This window comes from Psychrobacter sp. NPDC078501 (genome assembly GCF_044900935.1).
Classification (GTDB): Bacteria; Pseudomonadota; Gammaproteobacteria; order Pseudomonadales; family Moraxellaceae; genus Psychrobacter.
Window position 1 is genome coordinate 1 of record NZ_JBJDOS010000014.1, and the last position, 21,155, is coordinate 21,155.

20 protein-coding genes are annotated in these 21,155 nt (G+C 40.3%); 10 read left to right on the forward strand and 10 right to left on the reverse strand.

The features are described 5' to 3' along the window. Positions 1-341: 341 nt before the first annotated feature. From ACI2IW_RS13305 to ACI2IW_RS13340, 8 genes are all read right to left on the reverse strand, one after another. The gene (locus ACI2IW_RS13305; protein WP_114701933.1) at positions 342-1,268 is read right to left on the reverse strand and encodes a cation diffusion facilitator family transporter; all 927 of its coding nucleotides are present in this window, start codon (positions 1,266-1,268) and stop codon (positions 342-344) included. Positions 1,269-2,697: 1,429 nt separating this feature from the next. Then, positions 2,698-3,699: a DNA-binding protein gene (locus ACI2IW_RS13310; RefSeq protein WP_114701934.1), complete on the reverse strand. Its 1,002-nt coding sequence runs from the start codon at positions 3,697-3,699 to the stop codon at positions 2,698-2,700. Positions 3,700-3,964: 265 nt separating this feature from the next. After that, a complete protein-coding gene (locus ACI2IW_RS13315) occupies positions 3,965-4,129 on the reverse strand; it encodes a hypothetical protein (protein WP_156410068.1) in 165 nt (54 codons plus the stop codon). Further along, positions 4,116-4,379 carry a BrnT family toxin gene (locus ACI2IW_RS13320; protein ID WP_226949371.1) on the reverse strand — a complete coding sequence of 88 codons (264 nt, stop codon included), beginning with the start codon at positions 4,377-4,379 and terminating at the stop codon, positions 4,116-4,118. The genes ACI2IW_RS13315 and ACI2IW_RS13320 overlap by 14 nt, the downstream gene beginning before the upstream one ends. Before the next feature lie 18 nt (positions 4,380-4,397). Continuing rightward, positions 4,398-4,625 carry a type II toxin-antitoxin system RelB/DinJ family antitoxin gene (locus ACI2IW_RS13325; protein ID WP_114701935.1) on the reverse strand — a complete coding sequence of 76 codons (228 nt, stop codon included), beginning with the start codon at positions 4,623-4,625 and terminating at the stop codon, positions 4,398-4,400. A gap of 83 nt (positions 4,626-4,708) precedes the next feature. Beyond that, on the reverse strand, positions 4,709-5,665 hold the full coding sequence (locus tag ACI2IW_RS13330) for a replication initiation protein (protein ID WP_058368520.1): 957 nt from the start codon (positions 5,663-5,665) through the stop codon (positions 4,709-4,711). 327 nt (positions 5,666-5,992) lie between these two features. After that, positions 5,993-6,163, reverse strand: a complete 171-nt coding sequence (locus ACI2IW_RS13335) for a hypothetical protein (RefSeq protein WP_162799535.1) — start codon at positions 6,161-6,163, stop codon at positions 5,993-5,995. A gap of 204 nt (positions 6,164-6,367) precedes the next feature. Then, the gene (locus ACI2IW_RS13340; protein WP_114701936.1) at positions 6,368-6,709 is read right to left on the reverse strand and encodes a hypothetical protein; all 342 of its coding nucleotides are present in this window, start codon (positions 6,707-6,709) and stop codon (positions 6,368-6,370) included. Between the two features lie 262 nt (positions 6,710-6,971). Here ACI2IW_RS13340 and ACI2IW_RS13345 point away from each other — a divergent pair, with 262 nt between their 5' ends. After that, a complete protein-coding gene (locus tag ACI2IW_RS13345) occupies positions 6,972-9,608 on the forward strand; it encodes a MobA/MobL family protein (protein WP_404693928.1) in 2,637 nt (878 codons plus the stop codon). Between the two features lie 30 nt (positions 9,609-9,638). Then, positions 9,639-10,595: a hypothetical protein gene (locus tag ACI2IW_RS13350; RefSeq protein ID WP_404693929.1), complete on the forward strand. Its 957-nt coding sequence runs from the start codon at positions 9,639-9,641 to the stop codon at positions 10,593-10,595. Positions 10,596-10,782: 187 nt separating this feature from the next. Here the strand turns inward: ACI2IW_RS13350 and ACI2IW_RS13355 are convergent, their stop codons facing one another. Both ACI2IW_RS13355 and ACI2IW_RS13360 read right to left on the reverse strand, forming a co-directional pair. Continuing rightward, positions 10,783-11,058 (reverse strand): hypothetical protein, encoded by a 276-nt coding sequence (locus ACI2IW_RS13355; protein WP_095570655.1) that lies wholly within the window; start codon positions 11,056-11,058, stop codon positions 10,783-10,785. Between the two features lie 155 nt (positions 11,059-11,213). Next, on the reverse strand, positions 11,214-11,438 hold the full coding sequence (locus tag ACI2IW_RS13360) for a helix-turn-helix transcriptional regulator (RefSeq protein WP_057758779.1): 225 nt from the start codon (positions 11,436-11,438) through the stop codon (positions 11,214-11,216). Positions 11,439-11,818: 380 nt separating this feature from the next. Here ACI2IW_RS13360 and parA point away from each other — a divergent pair, with 380 nt between their 5' ends. The 8 genes from parA to ACI2IW_RS13400 all read left to right on the forward strand — a co-directional run bounded on the left by parA (position 11,819) and on the right by ACI2IW_RS13400 (position 21,058). Further along, positions 11,819-12,457, forward strand: a complete 639-nt coding sequence (parA, locus tag ACI2IW_RS13365) for a ParA family partition ATPase (protein WP_404693930.1) — start codon at positions 11,819-11,821, stop codon at positions 12,455-12,457. Next, positions 12,458-12,670, forward strand: a complete 213-nt coding sequence (locus tag ACI2IW_RS13370) for a plasmid partition protein ParG (protein ID WP_114701983.1) — start codon at positions 12,458-12,460, stop codon at positions 12,668-12,670. A 276-nt stretch (positions 12,671-12,946) separates the two neighbouring features. Beyond that, positions 12,947-13,138 carry a hypothetical protein gene (locus ACI2IW_RS13375; protein ID WP_404693931.1) on the forward strand — a complete coding sequence of 64 codons (192 nt, stop codon included), beginning with the start codon at positions 12,947-12,949 and terminating at the stop codon, positions 13,136-13,138. After that, positions 13,129-13,317 (forward strand): hypothetical protein, encoded by a 189-nt coding sequence (locus ACI2IW_RS13380; RefSeq protein ID WP_404693932.1) that lies wholly within the window; start codon positions 13,129-13,131, stop codon positions 13,315-13,317. Before ACI2IW_RS13375 ends, ACI2IW_RS13380 begins: the two co-directional genes overlap by 10 nt. 3 nt (positions 13,318-13,320) lie before the next feature. Next, positions 13,321-15,120, forward strand: a complete 1,800-nt coding sequence (locus tag ACI2IW_RS13385) for an N-6 DNA methylase (protein ID WP_404693933.1) — start codon at positions 13,321-13,323, stop codon at positions 15,118-15,120. Positions 15,121-15,235: 115 nt separating this feature from the next. Continuing rightward, entirely contained in the window at positions 15,236-16,780 is a 1,545-nt protein-coding gene (locus tag ACI2IW_RS13390) for a type I restriction-modification system subunit M (protein ID WP_404693934.1), read from the forward strand. Continuing rightward, positions 16,777-17,964 (forward strand): restriction endonuclease subunit S, encoded by a 1,188-nt coding sequence (locus ACI2IW_RS13395; protein ID WP_404693935.1) that lies wholly within the window; start codon positions 16,777-16,779, stop codon positions 17,962-17,964. The genes ACI2IW_RS13390 and ACI2IW_RS13395 overlap by 4 nt, the downstream gene beginning before the upstream one ends. Further along, positions 17,957-21,058: a type I restriction endonuclease subunit R gene (locus ACI2IW_RS13400; protein WP_404693936.1), complete on the forward strand. Its 3,102-nt coding sequence runs from the start codon at positions 17,957-17,959 to the stop codon at positions 21,056-21,058. The genes ACI2IW_RS13395 and ACI2IW_RS13400 overlap by 8 nt, the downstream gene beginning before the upstream one ends. Positions 21,059-21,155: the final 97 nt, after the last annotated feature.

Sequence of the window (21,155 nt, forward strand, 5' to 3'; positions counted from 1 at the left end):
TTGAGCGTACTGTACTACGTGGTGAGATACAGGCACGGGTTGGTAACACGCCCTTTATGCTTATGGGAAATTATCCTATCTTGATAATAATAACCCTGTTATTACTAATAAGCTATTTTGGCAAAGGTCTAACCACACTTAGAAGACGAGGGTAATAGTAAACTTAATCATAATAATTTAATCAGCGTAAGTTTTTTATTTTTTCTAGGTAACGTCCTAACGCACGTAAATATAAAAGTTTTAAACTATTGATCACATAAGAACTGATTGAAAAAATTATGTTGACATAAGGCACGCGCCTCATACTTAAAAAGAGATAGCTATATACGGTCTATCATCTTTTAGTTGATACTTTCATTTAATGCACGCGATTTTTGATTGTCATCTGCCTTAGTACCAAATTCAATAGTTGCATGTTGTATATTCTGATGCGCCAAATCTTCCTTGATGTTTTCTTTCATAGTAATAGTCTCTTCAAACGTTATATCGGTCTTCGGTACAATATGAACTGTAAGAGCATTCTCAGTGGTACTCAAAGCCCAGATATGTAAATGATGAAAGTTTTGAATAAAATTATAGCTCTCTAAGATAGCAGTGATTTTACTGAGATCAACATTTTGAGGTACTCCGTCGATAGCAAGCTTGATACTCTCTTTTAGTAGACCCCAAGTCGATAACAGTATAACGACTGAAATAATCAAGCTAACTAGAGGATCAACGATATTCCAACTTGTATAGTAAATAATAATGCCCGAGATAACGACACCTACAGAGACCAATGCATCTACCATTAGATGCAAGAAAGCACCTTTGACATTAATATCGTCTTTTTGACCTTTGTAGAATGCAAAAGCAGAAACAGTATTTATAAATACACCTATTAGAGCTGTAATAATAATAACTTTTCCTGCAACTTCCGGTATCGTATCAAATCGACCCAAGGCCTCATACGCAATACCTATAACGATTGTAACTAACAATATGGCGTTAATAAGAGACGCCATTATAGAAGCTTTTTTGTAGCCATAGGTATAAAGCGTAGTAGATGCTTTCTGTGCTAATTTCATTCCAATTAACGAGATTATTAAACTGGCAACATCACTTAAGTTGTGGCTAGCGTCTGCGATTAAAGCTAATGAATTAGTTGAGTAGCCCACTATAAACTCGATGAGCGTAAATGCAGAATTTAGACCAATCCCAATATAAAAAGCTTTATTCATATTTTTAGGGTCTGGAGCTTGATGACTGTGGTTATCTGAATTACTCATAATTTACCCTTGTTTAGGTTGCTGCATTTTATTAAAGGTAGAAAATAAGTTTATTGCATATTTTCTATATTGCACAGTCAATATTGCTCTAATACCGTAGACCCACTTATTTTTATCAATAAACTGAGCCACAACTTGATTGTGTGTCCTATCTCTCCTTGGGCGAAAAAAGCGGATTTTACTGTAATCTAACTGGCTTACGTAAGCTTCTTGTTCTCATGTTCAAGCTCTTTAGTATGTGTAGCTTAGTCTTGAATGTTGGTTAGTATAGTTTCATTAGTGTGCTTTTTATGACATGACCACATAAAGGTGTAATCGTTTAATGCTTCAATCAGCATACGAACGGCGCGTTCTTTAATCTCAGGAGTGTAGGTTTGTCTTTTCATTATCGTATTCTCTCAGAAAGATGATTTACCGCTTCTTAACAGCGCGTGTAAAACCTTGCATCTGACGACTAAGCCGGTCTTCATAGTAAACTATCCCAGTATTGTCAGAAACTTAACGTCTTGTGAGGATGTACTAAGTGCTAACTTCAAAATAATTGAAATGCTTACGCTAAATGACGACAAGAAAAGCCTAAGCAATCTAACGAAGAATCAGATATTAAAAACCTAATCTGTATGACAAATAAAAAAATGCCTCTGGGAGTTGACTCCCAGAGGCATTTAGTTTTAAATGTAGATAACGGTTACAGTGTGTTGACGCACCCTGTAACGAACAAATAAGCACACAGACTGCGTTATTTGAACAGCATTAAATGCCCGTATAGGTGCATTTTATCCAAAATCTGCTTTCATATCAACTCTATTTGCTATACATTTTAAAAACTGCTTGTTCGCTCGTTACATTTTCGTGCTGCTCTCTCTGTACCCGTTACCCGTCAAATGGGTGGCAGGCCTCGGTGACGACTGCGTTTGACATAAGGGTGAGCTCCCTACAGGGGTGACTAGACAAAGGATCAGAGCAACGCAATGAGTGGTTACTTGTGCATATCGTAGCGGTATATTGGGCGAACGCCCTTGCTAGCGTATGACAGCACAGTAGCGGTTATGAGCGTGTCTAGGCGGTGCTATCAGCCGTAATCATAACAGCCGTAGCTTGATACAGTGATACGGTCTTGATGACGCGATGGGCGATGAAGTCGGCATGACTAATCACATCAAATTCAAGGAATGCACTAAAGTGTTTGTGAGTATTTTTATTATACTCATAATTGCTTTAGGGTGAGTGTTCCTTGAAATCTGCTCAAGGCTCCAAAATCAGCATAAATTCACTTAGGCTAATTTAAGTAGTATATAGCCCACTAGGCTATATACTATGAGAGTTCAGAGAAAAATTTAGAATATTTATTATACAACCATCATTTATTCAGTGAGTCGATATTGTCATGGTGGATTCATAAGCTTAGTGTGAATAGAACGGGATTGACTTATTTATTGTTAATTGTCTCTCGCATCTTTTCAATCTCTGCAGTCAATGAGCTACTCTTTTCCTGTTCTGATTGATAGTTAATTGAAAGCTCATCATACTGCTCACTCAATGCAGTGTGCTCAGTACTAAGCAAAGTTCTCTCATGATTTAACGTGTCGTGTTGCTTAATCAGTAGCTGATGATCTGCTTCAATCTTAGCTTGCTTTTGAGTAAGCTGCTCATTAATCCCTGATAACTTATCACGTTCAGCGATTATGGCCTTTAACTCTCCTTTCACTTCTGCTGTAAGATTCGTTATCTCGTTGCGCTCAATAACGACTGTCTTTAGCTCATCCTTAGTTGCTGTCAGTTCTGTTTGCAGACGCGCGATCTCTGCTTTATCGCTATTAGCAGTGGCTTCAAGCGTGGCCACCTTCGATATGTTGGCACTCAGCTCTTTTGATTGCTGATCAAAACTGCTACGCAGGTCACCAAGTTGGGCCTGAGCTGCCACTGTTTTAGCTCGTTCAAGTTCTAGCTGGTGCTGAGTATCGCTGAGTGTCTGTGTCAGCACATCCCGTTCAGCAGTCACTTGAGCCGCGGTGATAGCCGTTGCCTCTGCAGTTGCTGTGACCTCATCGAGCTGTTCTAACAAATCAGCCTGCTCACTCTCTAGGGTCTTAACCGCTTCTTGAGCCTCATCTGTCTCAGCTTGCGACTTGGCCTTAATACTCTCTAGAGCCTCCCGTTCTTTAACCAGACGATCATTGGCAATATCAATGGCCGTCTGCCACATATCCGCACCAAGCGTTTGTAAGCGTTCAGTGATACCACTTGGTAGCTCAACCTGTCTTAGCTGCTCTTCTTGTTGGTTATCCTGACGCCAAGACTTCATAGCTTCACTGATGGTCGTGAATGATCCACCACCCAGCGCCTTACGCACTTCGGCTAAAGTAGGTTTGATACCTTGTTCGTGCAGTTGATCAGCAATAGCATGAATTTGCTGTGTAGTAATGGCCATAATTATTGTCCTTAATTTTGTATGAGTAAATATGTAGCGTTTGTAGTATTTTTTATATAGTATAATACAATATACAACATACAACATACAACAATATAAGGCTTAAAAAAACCTCAAGTAATCTTGAGGTCACAATCATTAGATTAGGGCTAACGATCAGTTAAGTACTCTTCTAGCGCATTACTATCATTTATTAATGATTAGCGCCTGTTTGCTTGGTTTTATCCTTAAATTTGGCAATGATACTGGCCTCAGTAAAGAACGCTTATGGTTTAATACTGCCACGGCTAACACCTGACCAGTCGGTGACTTCTGGAATGTCTGATAGATCAATGTCGTCATCATTAAGCGTTGCTAAATGCTCTAAATCTACTTGTTGCTTGGCCGTTAGTGGTGGTAGCTCGTCTATTTGATAACTAACTTTGTTCACACTGGCTCCCTTTCATTTTTTTGACACGTCTAGCTGAGATAATGCGTATAACCTCACCATTATCTATTTCTGTTTGCGTATGGGCTACCAATAGGACGGCGGTACCGTCTACTGTACCCAGCGCTTGCCACTGCTTTTCATCATTTTCATACCTGTCTTGCTGACGCAGGCATAAAAGGTCTAGAAAAACTCGGGCGGCTGCCTCAAATAATAAACGGTGCTTACGCTGATTGGTGTTTTTTTTGTTCATCCCATTCAAATCTAATACTTATCTGTTCTCTCTGTCAGTATGCTCTTTATAGATTAGCAATTCATCTTGACTGACAGCTGTTACTTTCTGGTATTCAAAAGATAGCGGTACTTGATTGGTTTGCGCCACTTGGGTCAAGAACAATTTAATCGCTTGAGACGGCGTTAGACCATAGCTTTCAAACACGGCAAAAGCATTTTCTTTTAGCTCTTGATCGAGCCTGATATTATAATTAGTTGTCGTCATGGCATTACAAATGGCTTATCTGTGTACATATAATATAAACCATTTGTATAGACAGTACCAGATTAATCACTCTTTTTTCTTTGCTATGATTTTTGCTTAGGGAACGTATAACCTACCGCCAGCAAATGCTTTTTATGGGTCTTTAAAAAAGCTTCATCTCTTAATTGAGTGTGTAACCAGCTGATCACTTCTTGGGTACTTTTTCCTGAAGGCGCATAGCTACCAAATGGGGCATAGTTAGCCAATAGAGGCGCAAAACGGTCGATCTGTTTGACTGTTAAGGATGGTATATCTCTATTCTCATTATTCTGATTTAAGTCCTCCAGACTTTTTTTCTTGGTGGGCTTAGCTTTTACATTAAATTTTAGTCCTGTGACGGTACGACCACGTTTGACGTTTTCATAGGTGATTTTAATATCTGACTTTTCTGTTATTTCTTCAACGCTTGGGTTGATGACTCGACTTTTTAGGTTGTTAATACGTTCGTAAGATTTAGAAAGAGCTAGCTCCTCTCTAATTTCTTCAAGTGACATTGTCCACGAGCTCATTGCCTCATGTTTTTTGGCCAGATGGTATATATCTATTGAATATTCACCCTTCAGTTTAAGTACATCTTCTTTTTTATATTTAGTGAATGGATTATTTTCATCAAAAACCTTCAACATCAGTAGCACTTCATCTGTAAAACATAGAGACACATAGCCATCTTCATATATTGATCTGATGACCCACTGTACATTGACACGGCTACCGCGTTCATTTCTATAGCTAAAAAATCGCCTCATCATCGTTTCACTAGCATCTTTTAATTGAGTATAAGCAGAATCCACTTGAATGTTGCAAGCCTCTGCAAATGCTTTCGCGGTTATCTCTATAGTGTCTTTTTCAGTGGCATCTATCAAACGCACTACTGAACTAGCAAGCAACAGCAACCGTTTTTCATCAAGTGTCATTTCATAAAACGCTTGTAGAATACGATTTTGCATAACAACCCAATTTGCAGGGTATTTCTTCTCATATAAACCAACTTGGTTAGTCATATCTACGCCTTAATACTCAAATCTATCTAATTGTAGCATAATACCTGCTGATTGTAGCTTTTAACCTAGCTGATTGTAGCTTTTAACCTAGCTGATTGTAGCATTAACCTAGCTGATTGTAGCTTTATAGATCTTGAAGCCCTTAACTGGTAAGGTCTGAGAGCTTCCTAAAAGTCTTTAAAAATCTTTAAAAGTAAAAAATATGTTTTTATATTAAATAATAGGAAAAAAGCTCAAGAACTGACGGATTTGAGATGATAATATGAGCGACCAATCACTTATAGAACTGTTCAGTAGCTCAAAACGCTATGGTCAATTTACTCGGTATCAATCTTTATTCTCATAGTTCGGATTAAGCTTTGATCTTTGAAAATCTTCAAAAGCACGGTCAAAGATATTTTGAATGTCTTCATCTGTCATTCTGGCCAACGCTGTTTTCATACTCTCAGTATCAGTCTCATTTTTTGTAGATAACTTGTCTTCATTTTCAATAGTCATTATCGACACCTCTGTAAACACATCTTAAAGCATTGCTAAAACGCATAAAAAATACTCTTATATGCGTTCTACGCTCTGTTCGATACGATGGTAGCTAAAGCTATTTTAAAACGCTTAAAACAGCTAAAAATCGTCTTCTAGCATTTCGCTAATTAGAAGACGATTCAGTTGTACTGATGAATAGGCTATTGCTAACAGTAACAGTTATTGAGCTGCTGAATCGTCATCAAACAATGAACCGTACTCACTATCTTGATTGTCTTCATGTGAAGTAAAACTGCTTGATACCATCTTAGCCTCACCTTGCATCTTATGAGCAATTGACTTTAAAAACTCACGGTGCTTTTTCAAACGGACATATTTTTCATTATCGTGTGCATCTAAAAAAATAGCTTGCAGTTCATGATTGTCATCATCGTCTAATGCGTTGGCCAACCACTCCCCCAATATTTTATGTGCTTCAAGCCTGTCCTGATCAATCTCTTTTTTAAGAGCCTGTAATTGCTTAATCTTATTTGCAAATAAATCATCTGATATTACTGACATTACCTCATCCTTTTTTTAGCCAACTATGATAGAGTTGATCCTAGCAGTACATATACAGGTATGCAAGGTAGTAAAATACACAAGACCACTTCGTTTCGTGGGCGCAGTAGTATTTTAACCCTCTGTTAAGAGCGAACTTAGGAGTTTATGTAAAAAAGGCCCACAAGGGGCACTATTTTTTTACATAAACTCCGTCGTTCGGCAGGGGGCGAACCCCCTACAACCCCCAAAAAATCATCTCTCAATACTGGGTTTTTTTGCTATGAATAATAAAGGGTTTCATCTGTCAGTTAGCGCCGTTAGTAAGGCGAAAAATCATAGCGTGGTGGCAAAGTCGGCTTATAATTCTGGCTCAAAACTGGTTGATGAGCAGTCAGGAGTCGTCCACGATTACACCAGTAAAGCTAAAGACAAAATCTTAAATTTAGTGGACAGTGATGGTACTAAATACACGCAAGTTATTGAGAAAAATGTGATGCATACGGCGTTGATAACGCCAACTATTGCTGGGGATCTAGCAGTGACACGTGAGAGTTTTTGGAATGATATCGAACGCATTGAGACTCGTAAAAACGCGCAATTGGGTACTGAGATTGATGTGATGTTTCCTGATGGGATAACCGCTGATCAGCGTATAGTTCTGGCCGAGCGCTACGCTCAAACCTTATCTGATCGCTATAACGTGCTTGTCGATGTAGCCATTCATCGGCCACACAGTCACGAGAAACATGTGGGGGAGGTTGAAGTGGTTGAGCTGACCAGTCGTAACTTTCATGCCCATATTTTACTCTCAAGTCGTGAGATAGTAGCGGATGTTGAGGGTTATGCTTTATCAGCACGTAAGAATTGGTTGCAGTGGTCAACGGAGGAGCGTTTATCTAAGGGGTTAAACGGGCGCGGCGATGAGCTTAAATATCAACGCACCCTTTGGGCGGATATGGCCAATGAGCTACTGCCTGAGAATAAAACCATTAGTGAGAAATCCTACCGTGAGCTGGGCATCAGTCGTTTACCAAAAATGAAACTGGGCAAGTCACTATATAAGGATATTCTCAAAGGCAATCGTTCAGTGATTCACGAGTACAACGAGACGATTGATGAGATCAATGCTTACATTGAAAAAAATGGTCTGGTAATTGAGTATGACGACAAGGGCCGTATTGACCTAGAAAGCAATGAACAAGAGGTTAACGGCGTCACAATACATTATAAAAAGCGTAAGCCCTTTGCGCGAATTGAGCTCAGTAACATCCGCTTTGTAGATCCTGCCGCTGAACTTGAACCCGCTATCCTTAAAAATAACAGTCAGACGCATAGTGATGCGGCCAATGATCACGCACTTGATGAGCTTTTAGCAATCTCAGCCGACTTTGTGAGTCAAAAAAAGATGGTACGCAGCGCCTTATTTTCAACCATTGATGCGCTGCATGAAGAGTTAGCGCACCAGTCTAAACAGATTATTACCATTGATAAAAACATTAAGAGTACCCAGCGGTTCACCGAGGAGGTGGGACAGGATTTTAGCGAGCCCCGCCAAAAAATGATTGAGCTTGCCCGGAAAATACATACGAAAGAGCAAAGCGAGGCACTAAAGACGGCTTTAGTGTTGGTTGATCAATTTAGACAAGATGACACTCTACAAACAGGCCGCGCCGTTAGCCGCCTTGAAGAGCAGCTGTCAAAGATTGATAAAACGGTGATGAACAATAAAGCAGTTTTAAAAAAGCTTATTCCCCTTAACAATCGAGTTATTGATGATCATAAGGTGCTTAAGGCCACCCTAAAACCGTTTGCCGCAACGCTAAATAAGCTGGCTACTGACTTTAAAGCGCTTGATGAGATTGATGTTGAAAAAACTGAGCTGCAGCGGCACTGGCGCGAGGCGTTTGAGGCTTTGCAGGCGATCGAGGTAACGAGCAACATTGACACCTATCATAAGTTCGCGGCACTGGCAGATCTTGATGTTGAGCGTTTTAAAGCGCTTGAGCAAGAGCGTGAGGCGCTGCGTGCTCTTAAAGCGGTAGAGATAGATGATACCGCTGAGGCACGTTTGAAGATGCTTGTATCTGATGTAAAGACATTTAAAACCGCCAATAATGAAGACATCAAACAATTAAAGCTGCAAATCAATACTAGTCAAAAAACCTATCAGCGCCTATCGCCGTTTTATGAGCAGCGTATTGCCCTTCTTGATCAAAGTGAAGCGGTGATTGTGCAAGATGATAACTTATACGATGAGATTACCCGTACCAAGACCACTCAATTGAACGCAGATCGGCTTGATGACTGGCGTAATCGTACCATGGCGCTCCAATACCAGCTCAACAAAGCGCATGAGCAAGCCGAAACTGAGAACAAAGCCAGGCGTGAGCGAGAGGAAGCAGAGAAGCGGCGGCAAGAAAAACAACAAAAAGAGCAAGATGCTACTGCCCTTGCGCGTACCCGACAGGCAGAAGTCAAGGCGTATCAGAGCAGGTTTGATAATATGCTGGTACGGGTTAAAGACCGTATTGATAAGATCGACTTTAAAGTGATTGATACTACTGCCACTGTGATAGAGGCGGCTGAAAAGTTAGCTGCTGAGGCCCTCGTTTTAAAAACGCTTCAGCATACTGATAATGTCACCGCGTTGCAAAAGCGTTTGCGAGACACGGATGCAGAACGGGTGACGATAGACAGAGATACATCGGTACAGACACTATTACAAGCGCTCGGCACGCTTCCTAGCGACCGTCATAAAATTGATACTATAAACGCGCTTAATGAGCGTTTTGAGCAGGTTCCTGACATCCGCGTGGGCACGCAAAATTTAGCGCAAATCTTGGCCGCACAAGTGCTGGATATAGACAAGGATATTCAAGAAAAAGCGCGCCATTACTCGTCACCACGCCCATTTTAGTTGTGATGATTACAATAATGAGTACTTACTATGAATAAAAATGACCGAACTGAGCAAGACATACACGATCAACTTGTTAACCTAGTGACTTCATTGACTCCGGTCATTGGGGCCTTGCGTGAGCTGATTAAGCGAGCCGATGATGCGGTAGCGAGGCGGCTTGAGCGTTCGCTTAGCGGTATTGATAGCAAGGTGAATGAGGTGTCTTCTGCCATTGAAGAATTAGGTAGTAGCGCAAGCACGACTTCGCAGGCATTGAGTCAGTATCAAGAACTCGTGTTAAAGCAGCTACAAGCGGCAGTGACTGCTTTTACTGACAATGAGATGCCAAGTCGTTATGATGACAAAATAGCAGGCATTATCACCGATATGAAACAGCAGATTGATACGGCTGTACAGTCGGTGGTCACTGCTAAAAACGCCAGCATAGAGGTACAAGTGAGTACCATGCAAGGAGTTGCTGATAAACTTAGCGAAAGCGCTGACAATCTAGCTCTATTCACCAATCAGTACCAAGCTGGTCATAAGCAGATTATTGAAGATATTGAGACCTTTGAGACCACCACCAAAACGCGGATAGAGCAGGTCGAGGGTAGAGCTAGTAAAGACTTGGATAAAATTCATAAGTCCATTGAGGCTATGAGTATTAAAAGGATTGCAGCCGCTGTCGCAGCGGGTACGATAGCTGTGATAATAAGTTTGGTGGCCCTGGTATTTTGGTATGTGCCAAGCTTTGATGAGATTGCAGAGATGAGATACCAGCAAGCAGAGCTACAGCGCGGCATCGATGAGCTTGAAACGGGGTGGAAGCAGGCATTTGATAACGCTCAAAGTCAGCAGATTATTTTGGCTTGTGATGTTGATGAAGCGCAGCCTGATGCAATCAGCTGGTGCGTTAGAGCAGACAGTAAGAGTGTTTTGAGAGATGAGAGAGGCTTTGTTTATTATAAAATAGCTGGGGTGCCGCGTGCAGAGCCGACTGAGTAAAGGCATATGGTAATAGTAAGCCATATTGCCCAAAAGTGCGTCTTCTGAGACATATAAGACGGAAAAAAGCTTGTTTGACTGTCATTATCTTTGTCTATATCAAGAAGCCAGATAATGACACTTTATCTGGCTTTAAGGATTATTGTTTCTTGTTAAACAAGAAGTCTGTAAATATAAGCTAAAGCCATTACGCTGCTTGGTCAGTGTGAGCTGTGACCAACTCTATAAAAGCAGTTTCAAGGGTGCTTAACGCATGATCGTCAACGATAAGACCGTCATCTAGCTGTCGTTGCACCCAGACATAAACCGCTTCATCATTATAAAGAATGGGGTCAACACCAAGTAGGGTTGCCAGCTGTACGCCTTGCTGTATTTGTAAGCTTAATAACAGCTGAGAGGCTAACGTTTTAGTCTGTTCACTAAACCATGTGCAGCTATTGAGCCGAGATAGATTGTTATTCATTGGTATTCTCCTATAGACCATTATATACATATAATAAATAAAATGACTTACTACAGGTCAAATTATACCTATATTTTAATCTATTGCAAGAGAAAATAACCTTCTGTAGGTCTTTTTATTCGTTTAAAGACAATCACAGCTCATGACAACGTTATTTATGCTGGTGACTCACTGCTGTCCTCATTTATGATTTCGTATAAATCACCAACATTGATTCTAAGATAAGTACATAAAGACTCGATGACATCTAGATCAACGCGGGTGGCTTCTTCATGATACATGCGAGTAATGGTGCCACGATTGATGCCAGTATCTCTTGAGATATCGGCAATTTTAAGGCGTCTTTCACCCATGATGGTCGATAAGTGACACTTCACCATAGTGGTTCCCTCATTCATATTAGTGGTTTTTGATTGGTGAGCGGATTATAACGAATATGAGCGGCTAAAGTATTGCTTTTAGTAGCTCATATTGATACTTGATAGCTACACTTTATATGTTAGCAGTCAGTTTACTGGGGCATCTCAGTCTTTGACAAATTTATGCATTTTTATGAATATTATTCACATAGAAATTCAGTCGATATCAAAGATATAGTTATTTTTTAAAAATGTTGCTATTCATCTAACTATTGAGTAAAGTCTTAATAATACTCAAATACTCAAATACTCAAATACTCAAATACTCAAATACTCAAATACTCAAATACTCAAATACTCAAATACTCAAATACTCAAATACTCAAACTTAGGATTGCTCTATGAAAGTCATTGCTGTGTTGAATCAAAAAGGAGGCAGTGGCAAGACAACTATTGCCACTCAATTAGCTCGTGGCTTGCAGCTGCAAGGACATAGTGTATTGCTAGTAGATAGTGATCAGCAGGGCAGTGCACGTGATTGGCGAGCTGTAGATGAAGATAATCCAGTACCAGTGATAGGTCTCGATAGACCTACGCTTGATAAAGATCTAAAAAACGTCTCTGATAAAGAGTATGTGGTGATTGATGGTTCACCACAAGCAACTAGTTTGGCTTTATCTGCAATTAAGGCGGCTGATTTTGTATTAATTCCTGTACAGCCTAGCCCATACGATGTCTGGGCGACTAGCGATTTAGTAGACTTAGTAAAGCAGCGTATAGAGATGACTGACGGTAAACTAAAAGCAGCCTTTGTAGTGTCTAGGGCAATTCAGAATACTAATATTGGTAAGGATGTGGCTTCAGTTTTACTAGAGTACGGTCTACCTGTGTTAGATAGTAGAATTATGCAACGTGTAAGTTATCCAAATAGCGCAGCATTAGGCAAGACCGTGTTTGATACTGAGTCAGGGAATAGTAATGCGGTACAAGAAATGACAGCATTGGTTAATGAAATTAAAACATTCTTTGATAAGGAGTAAATGATGAGCCTAGCAGCAGGTCGTCCCAGCAAGAAGGTAAAAGATGAGTTATCTTTGTCAGACGTGACCGATAGTCCTCAAAAAACGGCACGAGTAAACTTTAACATTGACAAAGATAAGTATATTGCATTCAAAAAGTTTGCGCTTGATAACCGAAAGACAGTGACTGAGCTATTAACTGAAATGATTGATGAGAAAATAGTTGAACGTTAATCAGTTTTTTAAAGTAGTACGGCTGATTAAATTTGCTCTAAAAAAGCAGGGTAGATAACAGAAAAGGATAAACAGGATTGTTTATCCTTTTTTGTTGGGCGCTATGAATGCCGTTTATCTTGAACGAAGAATTTAGGTTATGAGGTTAAGTATATTTTAGAAATAAGCCTAGGTCCATAATTACCATTATATTTTTAAAAATACCTTTGAAAAGGTATTGATTAAATTATTAAGGTAGAATATACTAGCGTCATCAAATATGAAAAGGATAAGTTCATGACTGCTTCACAACATTTACTAGCTCGTATGAGCCAGCGCTCTATCAGAAAAACTGAATTAGATACGGTTATGGCATTTGGTGAGGTGATAGGCGATAAGGTAGTTCTTAATAAGCAAACTGCAAAAGAGCGACTAGAAGAGCTGAAGTTTCTTTTATCTATTAAAAAGGAGCAGTCAAAATGCAATTAAGTTGTTATGAGAGATTTAAGGCGGGCGAAGAGCTTCATATTGATGAGATTAACACTCTGATTAAGAGCTTAAAGAAAATCTTAAGCAAAGGCGGCATTGTTGTTGTTTCTGAAGGAGATAATCTAATCACAACCTACAACTTAGATAGCTTTAATCGAAAAAAAATAAGGCATGTATAACTTATGAAAATACATAATCCAAGATTTAAATCCTTGATCGAAGACATCCATTCTTTAGTACAGCAGCAGCGTTTTACTGAAGAGCTAGCTGAGGAGGTTTTACTAAAGACACTCGTAATCTATGCTTTAGATGTGAAAGGTGAGCTACCAGATGGTCTAAGCATCAGCAAAAATATGGCTGAAAACAAAGCTGAGTTTGTTAGCTTAGTGCAAAAGCTCAAAGAATCTAACGACAGTCAGATAGCTGCTGTATTCTCGGACGGTGGAGTTTTAGAGAACTTAACGATGCCGCTCACTCACGACTTAATAATCACTTTGCTGGAGTATTCTTCAAACACAGTCGGTAGTTTGGCTGTAGACTTCGTAAGTTTCACTATGACCAGTCATATCGCTACTGATGGTATTCTTGCTAATGTTAGCGTATGTGAGTTAATAAGTGAGATTTTGGCTATCGAAAGTAATCAAAGTGTCTATATAAACTCATTTTCTTCTTTACCCATGGCCGTTGTTGCCAGTCAAAAATCTAATGCGGTTTGTTATGAAACGATTAATAAGACAGACTTGAGAGTGAGCGCATTATCATTAATGAGTCTACATCGGTTTAAGGTATCGTTTACCAATTTCTTAGAAAATCCAGGATACTTAGACTCCAAGATTCAGTTACAACAGTTTGACTGTGGAGCAGCACTTCCACCACTTAGTGCCAAAATACATCGCGATGATTACAAGAATTTTGATCGCTTTAATAGAGTAATGGTTAGATCAAATAAAGCTGAGGTACTTAGCACTTTGCATCTGATAGGTCAATGTAGTGGTAAGGTGGTTGTATCTGTCACTGAGTCTACGTTATTCGGGACGGTAGAAAAGGACTTTAGACAATATTTGGTTGATAACGGTATGTTAGAAGCTGTGATATCGTTACCAGTTGGTATTTGGCCAACAGCTAGTGTAAAAACATCACTTTTGGTTATAGAGCCAAAAGGTGGTTATAACACTGTTCGCTTTCTAGACCTTAATGAAACTGAATGCGTTAAAAAGACAGATAAACGTCTACTGGAACTGACTGATCAGGATAAGATCCTATCTTATCTGCACTCTACAGAAGATTTAGGCTATGCAATATCTCGTACACAGCGAGAGATTGAAGAAAATGATTACTTTTTAGATTGCAGCCGGTATGTACTAGATCCAAAGCAGAAGAAAGTTTTAGCATTGCTAGATAAGTCAGAAACGGTTGCTCTTGGAGATATAGCTGAGTTAGAACGTGGCTTGCCATTTAAAACCAAGGATGGGGACTACCGTATTCTGGAAGTGACTACCGGCGATTTAAATGATATCGGCGACATATCCAGACCGACTAAAGAAGTAAAAGTATCGAAAGAGGATTTTGATAAAAGTAAATCTGGAATATTGCAGCCTAATGATATCGTTCTAGTTATTCAAGGTAGTGCAGGAAAGCTGGGTATCATTCCAGAAGTCATTCCAAGTACGGACGATGAGTATTGGATGGTGAGCAAACCAGCAATAGCGATACGAGCTAATTCGGAAAAAGTTGATCCTAGGTATTTATATGCTTACTTATCTTCTGATGTTGGCCAAACGCAGCTTTTGGGTATCACTCAAGGGGCTGCAATAGCAAATATCTCTCTAAAGGAGCTTAGAGACTTACCTATCATTCTACCTTCATTAGAAGAGCAACAGCCGGCAGCTGCTTTGGTGGAAGATAGTAGGCAAGTGCAAAGGAAAATACAAAAACTAAAGTCGGACTTTTTTGCTAAGAAAGATGAGCTTTGGCATTTGTAAGCTTTATTAGTTACTCCTGATTTGAAGGGTAACTAAACAAATTTTGATACGCATAAATACACTTTGATATATCGCGATATTTTATTTTATAAACATTAATTTTACAGGTCTTTTTATGACAACAAGCACTCAACAACGCGCAGAGTTACACCGCCAAATCTGGCAAATTGCAAATGATGTTCGTGGTTCAGTCGATGGCTGGGACTTTAAGCAGTATGTATTGGGTACGCTGTTCTATCGTTTTATTAGTGAGAACTTTGCCAGTTATATTGAAGCAGGTGATGAGAGCGTTAATTATGCCGCGCTTCCTGACAATGTGATTACTGATGACATTAAAGACGATGCCATTAAAACCAAGGGCTATTTTATTTACCCAAGCCAACTGTTTGCCACGATCGCTAAAGGCGCTCACAGAAACGAGAACCTTAATACAGACTTAGCAGCTATATTCAAGGCGATTGAAGGCTCAGCCAATGGTTACCCATCAGAGCCTGATATCAAAGGCTTGTTTGCTGATTTTGATACCACTAGCAACCGGTTGGGTAATACGGTTGCTGATAAGAATATGCGCTTAGCAGCCGTACTTAAAGGCGTTTTAGGTCTTAAGCTAGAGCAGTTCGCTGACAACCAAATCGACCTGTTTGGTGATGCTTATGAATATCTCATCTCTAACTATGCCGCCAATGCGGGGAAATCAGGGGGCGAATTTTTTACCCCGCAAAGCGTCTCTAAGCTCATAGCACAAATTGCCATGCACAAGCAGGAAACGGTTAATAAGATTTATGACCCAGCCGCAGGGTCAGGGTCGCTATTACTACAAGCCAAAAAGCACTTTGATAACCATATCATTGAAGAAGGATTTTTTGGTCAGGAGATCAATCACACCACCTACAACCTTGCGCGTATGAATATGTTTTTGCACAACATCAACTACGACAAGTTTAATATCGTGCTGGGCAATACCCTGTTAAATCCGCATTTTGGTGATGACAAGCCGTTTGATGCTATTGTCTCCAACCCACCTTATTCGGTGAAATGGATTGGTAGCGACGATCCAACCTTGATTAACGACGAGCGTTTTGCGCCCGCTGGTGTACTAGCACCCAAATCAAAAGCCGACTTTGCCTTTGTACTTCATGCGCTGGACTATCTATCGAGTAAGGGACGTGCAGCAATCGTTTGCTTCCCTGGCATATTTTATCGCGGTGGTGCTGAACAGAAAATCCGTCAATACTTGGTAGATAACAACTATGTAGAATCCGTGATTTCCCTAGCGTCTAATTTATTCTTTGGTACAAGTATCTCTGTCAATATATTAGTACTATCCAAGCATAAAGCTGATAACAAAACTCAGTTTATTGATGCCAGTAAATTATTTAAGGCAGAGACCAATACCAATGTTCTGACTGAGGCAAACATTGAGCAGATTATGCAGCTGTTTGATAGCAAAGCAGACAGCGAGTATGTAGCCGTGAGCGTCGATAATAGCGCGATTGCGACCAATGACTACAATCTGTCCGTCAGTGCCTACGTGGAAGCAGAAGACACGCGAGAAGTGATTGATATTACTACCCTCAATGCTGAGCTGAAAACCACCGTTGCCAAGATTAACCAGTTACGTGCTGATATCGATATCATCGTTGCGGAGATTGAGGCATGAGTGAGTTAAGTTATATGGAAAAGTTGCTTGATGGGGTTGAGGTCGAGTGGAAATCTTTGGGAGAATTAGGTGAACTAGTTCGTGGCAATGGACTACCAAAAAAAGATTTTACTGAATCTGGAATACCTGCTATTCATTATGGACAAATTTATACTTATTATGGTTTATCCACTAAATCAACGAAATCCTTTGTTTCGCCAGAAACAGCAGAAAAGCTAAAAAAAGTTAATACTGGCGATGTTGTAATAACAAACACAAGCGAAAACCTTGAAGATGTCGGAAAAGCTCTAGTATATCTAGGTGAAGAACAAGCTGTGACTGGAGGACATGCGACAATATTTAAACCAGGCAAAGTTATTTTAGGGAAATACTTTGCTTATTTCACTCAAACAAACGTATTTTCAGATGATAAAAGGAGGTATTCAAAAGGGACAAAAGTTATTGATGTTTCAGCAACTGACATGGCTAAAATAGAGATACCTGTTCTACCTCTCAAAATCCAAGCCAAAATAGTCCGAATTTTAGACACATTTACAGAGCTTACCGCAGAGCTTACTGCAGAGCTGGTAGCACGTAAGCAGCAATATAGCTACTATCGTGAACAATTATTAACGCTCGATAATGGCAATTCTGAAATTAAAAACCTAAACGAAATCTGCACTATGCGAGCAGGACAACATATTTCTGCAAGTAAAATCTTGGCAGATAGTAATACAGACCATGTTTATCCATGTTTTGGAGGCAACGGTATTCGTGGTTTTGTAGATAAAAATAGTCATGATGGCTCATATCTACTTGTTGGTCGTCAAGGTGCTTTATGCGGTAATGTTCATCGAATGAGTGGCAAGTTTTATGCGACAGAGCATGCAGTAGTGGTTACTGCTACAGAAGGTGTTGATATTGATTGGCTGTTCCATATGTTAACCCTAATGAATCTTAATCAGTATGCTTCTAAGTCAGCTCAACCTGGATTAGCTGTAGGTAAATTAGCAAATTTAAAAGTTCTGACTCCACCTTTCAATGAACAAAAACGTATTGCTGCCATCCTAAACAAATTTGACACTTTAACCGCTTCACTCACCGAAGGCTTACCACGTGAGATTGCCTTGCGTCAGCAGCAATATGAGTATTATCGTGAGCTACTTTTGAGCTTCCCTAAGACTGAGGTAGCCAATCATGACTGAACATACCAAAACGATTGCTGAATCAAACAACTTTATCGTCCTCAATAAATATACCAAGTGTGATCAGCCCAATGGCGGCTATCAAACCGAAGACGCTTTAGAGCGTGAATTACTCAAAGACCTACAAAACCAAGGCTATGAGTTTGTCGCCAGTTTAAACTCACCCCAAACCATGCTGGCTAACGTCCGTGTACAGCTGCAAGCCTTAAACAATGTACAGTTCACAGACGATGAGTGGCAGCGTTTTGTGATGGAGTATCTTGATAATCCTAGTGATAACAGCACGGATAAAGCCCGTAAGATCCATGATGATCATATTCATGATTTTACGTTTGACGACGGACGCCTGCAGAATATCGCGCTACTTGATAAGAAAAATATTCCACGCAATAAAGTACAGGTGATTAAACAATTCGCCCAGACAGGCACACAAGCCAACCGTTATGACGTTACTGTTTTGGTAAATGGTCTACCCTTGGTGCAGATTGAGCTTAAAAAACGTGGCATTGCCATTCGTGAAGCCTTTAACCAAGTGCATCGTTATAGTAAAGAGAGCTTTAACTCTGATAACTCCCTATATAAATACATACAGCTGTTTGTGATCTCAAACGGTACAGACACACGCTACTTTGCCAATACCACCAAGCGCAATAGAAACAGCTTTGATTTCACCATGAATTGGGCAAGATCAGACAATACCTTAATCAAAGATTTAAAAGATTTTACCGCTACTTTCTTCCAAAAAAACACCCTACTCAACGTGCTAATGCATTACACCGTCTTTGATGTGAGTGACACCTCATTGGTTATGCGTCCCTACCAGATAGCGGCGACTGAACGCATTTTGTGGAAAATCAACAGTGCCTATCAAGCCAAAAACTGGAGCACTCTTGAGAGTGGTGGCTTTATCTGGCATACCACAGGCTCAGGAAAGACCTTAACCAGCTTTAAAGCCGCACGCTTGGCCACGGAGCTGCCCTTCATTGATAAAGTATTTTTTGTGGTAGACCGTAAGGATCTTGATTACCAAACCATGAAAGAGTATCAACGCTTCTCCCCTGATAGCGTCAACGGCTCAGACAGTACCGCAGGACTTAAACAAAACCTTGAAAAAGACGATAATAAAATCGTTGTTACCACTATCCAAAAACTGAATAACTTGATCAAAGGTGACAGCGACTTATCTATCTACTCTAAGCAAGTAGTGTTCATTTTTGATGAAGCACACCGTAGCCAGTTCGGGGAAGCACAAAAAAATCTGAAGAAGAAGTTTAAAAAGTTCTATCAGTTTGGCTTTACAGGAACGCCTATCTTTCCAGAGAATGCTTTGGGAGCAGAGACTACCGCTGGAGTGTTTGGTCATGAGCTGCATTCTTACGTCATCACTGATGCCATTCGTGATGAAAAGGTATTGAAGTTTAAAGTCGATTACAACGATGTACGGCCCCAGTTTAGCGGCATTGAAAGCGAGCAAGATGAAACCAAGCTTACCGCAGCCGAGAACAAACAGCTGCTATTGCATCCTGATCGTATCAATGAGATATCGCAGTACATATTAAAGCACTTTAGGCAGAAAACCCATCGTCTAAAGTCTGGTGGTAAAGGCTTTAACGCTATGTTTGCTGTTAGTAGTGTAGACGCTGCTAAAGCCTATTATGAAACCTTGAAGAAGTTGCAGAAAGACAGCGACAAGCCGTTAAAGATCGCTACTATCTTCTCTTTTGCCGCCAATGAAGAGCAAGATGCATTGGGGGACATTCCTGATGAAGGTTTTGAACCCACTGCTATGAACAGCAGTGCCAAAGAGTTTTTAAGCAGTGCTATTGGCGATTATAACGCGATGTTTAAAACAAATTATGGTGTAGACAGCAAATCCTTCCAAAATTACTACCGCGACCTTGCAGGGCGTGTCATTAATCAAGAAGTGGACTTACTGGTTGTCGTTGGCATGTTCTTGACGGGTTTTGATGCTCCTACCTTGAACACCTTATTCGTGGATAAGAATCTGCGCTACCACGGCCTAATGCAAGCTTTCTCACGTACTAACCGTATCTATGACGCCACCAAGACGTTTGGCAATATTGTGACCTTCCGAGACTTAGAAAAATCGACCATTGACGCCATCACCTTGTTTGGTGATAGAAACACTAAAAACGTGGTGCTAGAGAAGAGCTATAAAGAGTATTTAGAAGGTTTTACCGATATCGCCACAGGTAAAGCGCGCCGTGGTTATTTGGAGGTGGTCAAAGAGCTGCAACAACGCTTCCCTAATCCTGATGAGATTGTCAAAGAGTCTGATAAGAAGGACTTCGCTAAGTTATTTGGTGAGTATTTACGCGTTGAGAACATCTTACAAAACTATGATGAGTTTGCAAGCCTAAAAGCCCTGCAAGACTTAGATGTGAGTGACGCTGAGGCAGTTGAGACGTTTAAGGATGAGCATTACCTAAACGATGATGAGATAGCCGCTATGCAAGCTATTAAAGTGCCTGCTGAACGTACCGTACAAGATTATCGCTCAACCTATAACGATATACGCGATTGGCTACGTCGTGAAAAAGCGGGTGACCAGCAAGATGAGTCTTCGATTGATTGGGATGAGGTCGTCTTTGAAATAGACTTGCTCAAATCACAGGAGATCAATCTAGATTATATCCTTGAGCTGATTTTTGAGCATAATAAAAACACCAAGGACAAGTCTGCCTTAGTCGAGGAAGTACGTCGTTTGATTCGGGCAAGTCTTGGCAACCGTGCTAAAGAGAGCCTAGTGGTTGATTTCATCAATCAAACCAACTTAGATAGCATCCCTGATAAATCCAGTATCATTGACGCCTTTTTTAGCTATGCTCAGGTTGAACAGCAACGTGAAGTGAAAGATATGATTGCCGCTGAAAATCTGAATGAAGATGCTGCTAAGCGTTATATCACTGCTTCTCTAAAGCGTGAGTACGCCAGTGAGAACGGTACAGAGCTGAATGCCATCTTACCTAAGCTGAGTCCACTGAATCCACAATACTTGACCAAGAAGCAAAGCGTTCTACAGAAAATTGCGGCTTTCGTTGAGAAGTTTAAAGGTGTGGGTGGGAAAGTTTGAGTAATCTATAAAGCAAAGAGGCTGTTTGACACACGTCAATCAGCCTCTAATATAATCAGGGCGGTTCATATCTTGAGTACTAGATTTATTCGTGGAA

What these genes read in the sequence shown, in the direction of transcription:
- ACI2IW_RS13395 (WP_404693935.1), top strand. Translation starts at nt 16,777, where the DNA reads ATGAGTGAGTTAAGTTATATGGAAAAGTTGCTTGATGGGGTTGAGGTC.
- ACI2IW_RS13340 (WP_114701936.1), bottom strand. Translation starts at nt 6,709, where the DNA reads ATGTCAGTAATATCAGATGATTTATTTGCAAATAAGATTAAGCAATTA.
- ACI2IW_RS13345 (WP_404693928.1), top strand. Translation starts at nt 6,972, where the DNA reads ATGAATAATAAAGGGTTTCATCTGTCAGTTAGCGCCGTTAGTAAGGCG.
- ACI2IW_RS13360 (WP_057758779.1), bottom strand. Translation starts at nt 11,438, where the DNA reads ATGGTGAAGTGTCACTTATCGACCATCATGGGTGAAAGACGCCTTAAA.
- ACI2IW_RS13350 (WP_404693929.1), top strand. Translation starts at nt 9,639, where the DNA reads ATGAATAAAAATGACCGAACTGAGCAAGACATACACGATCAACTTGTT.
- ACI2IW_RS13330 (WP_058368520.1), bottom strand. Translation starts at nt 5,665, where the DNA reads ATGACTAACCAAGTTGGTTTATATGAGAAGAAATACCCTGCAAATTGG.
- ACI2IW_RS13400 (WP_404693936.1), top strand. Translation starts at nt 17,957, where the DNA reads ATGACTGAACATACCAAAACGATTGCTGAATCAAACAACTTTATCGTC.
- ACI2IW_RS13310 (WP_114701934.1), bottom strand. Translation starts at nt 3,699, where the DNA reads ATGGCCATTACTACACAGCAAATTCATGCTATTGCTGATCAACTGCAC.
- ACI2IW_RS13305 (WP_114701933.1), bottom strand. Translation starts at nt 1,268, where the DNA reads ATGAGTAATTCAGATAACCACAGTCATCAAGCTCCAGACCCTAAAAAT.
- parA (WP_404693930.1), top strand. Translation starts at nt 11,819, where the DNA reads ATGAAAGTCATTGCTGTGTTGAATCAAAAAGGAGGCAGTGGCAAGACA.
- ACI2IW_RS13320 (WP_226949371.1), bottom strand. Translation starts at nt 4,379, where the DNA reads ATGAACAAAAAAAACACCAATCAGCGTAAGCACCGTTTATTATTTGAG.
- ACI2IW_RS13375 (WP_404693931.1), top strand. Translation starts at nt 12,947, where the DNA reads ATGACTGCTTCACAACATTTACTAGCTCGTATGAGCCAGCGCTCTATC.
- ACI2IW_RS13380 (WP_404693932.1), top strand. Translation starts at nt 13,129, where the DNA reads ATGCAATTAAGTTGTTATGAGAGATTTAAGGCGGGCGAAGAGCTTCAT.
- ACI2IW_RS13370 (WP_114701983.1), top strand. Translation starts at nt 12,458, where the DNA reads ATGATGAGCCTAGCAGCAGGTCGTCCCAGCAAGAAGGTAAAAGATGAG.
- ACI2IW_RS13335 (WP_162799535.1), bottom strand. Translation starts at nt 6,163, where the DNA reads ATGACTATTGAAAATGAAGACAAGTTATCTACAAAAAATGAGACTGAT.
- ACI2IW_RS13325 (WP_114701935.1), bottom strand. Translation starts at nt 4,625, where the DNA reads ATGACGACAACTAATTATAATATCAGGCTCGATCAAGAGCTAAAAGAA.
- ACI2IW_RS13355 (WP_095570655.1), bottom strand. Translation starts at nt 11,058, where the DNA reads ATGAATAACAATCTATCTCGGCTCAATAGCTGCACATGGTTTAGTGAA.
- ACI2IW_RS13390 (WP_404693934.1), top strand. Translation starts at nt 15,236, where the DNA reads ATGACAACAAGCACTCAACAACGCGCAGAGTTACACCGCCAAATCTGG.
- ACI2IW_RS13385 (WP_404693933.1), top strand. Translation starts at nt 13,321, where the DNA reads ATGAAAATACATAATCCAAGATTTAAATCCTTGATCGAAGACATCCAT.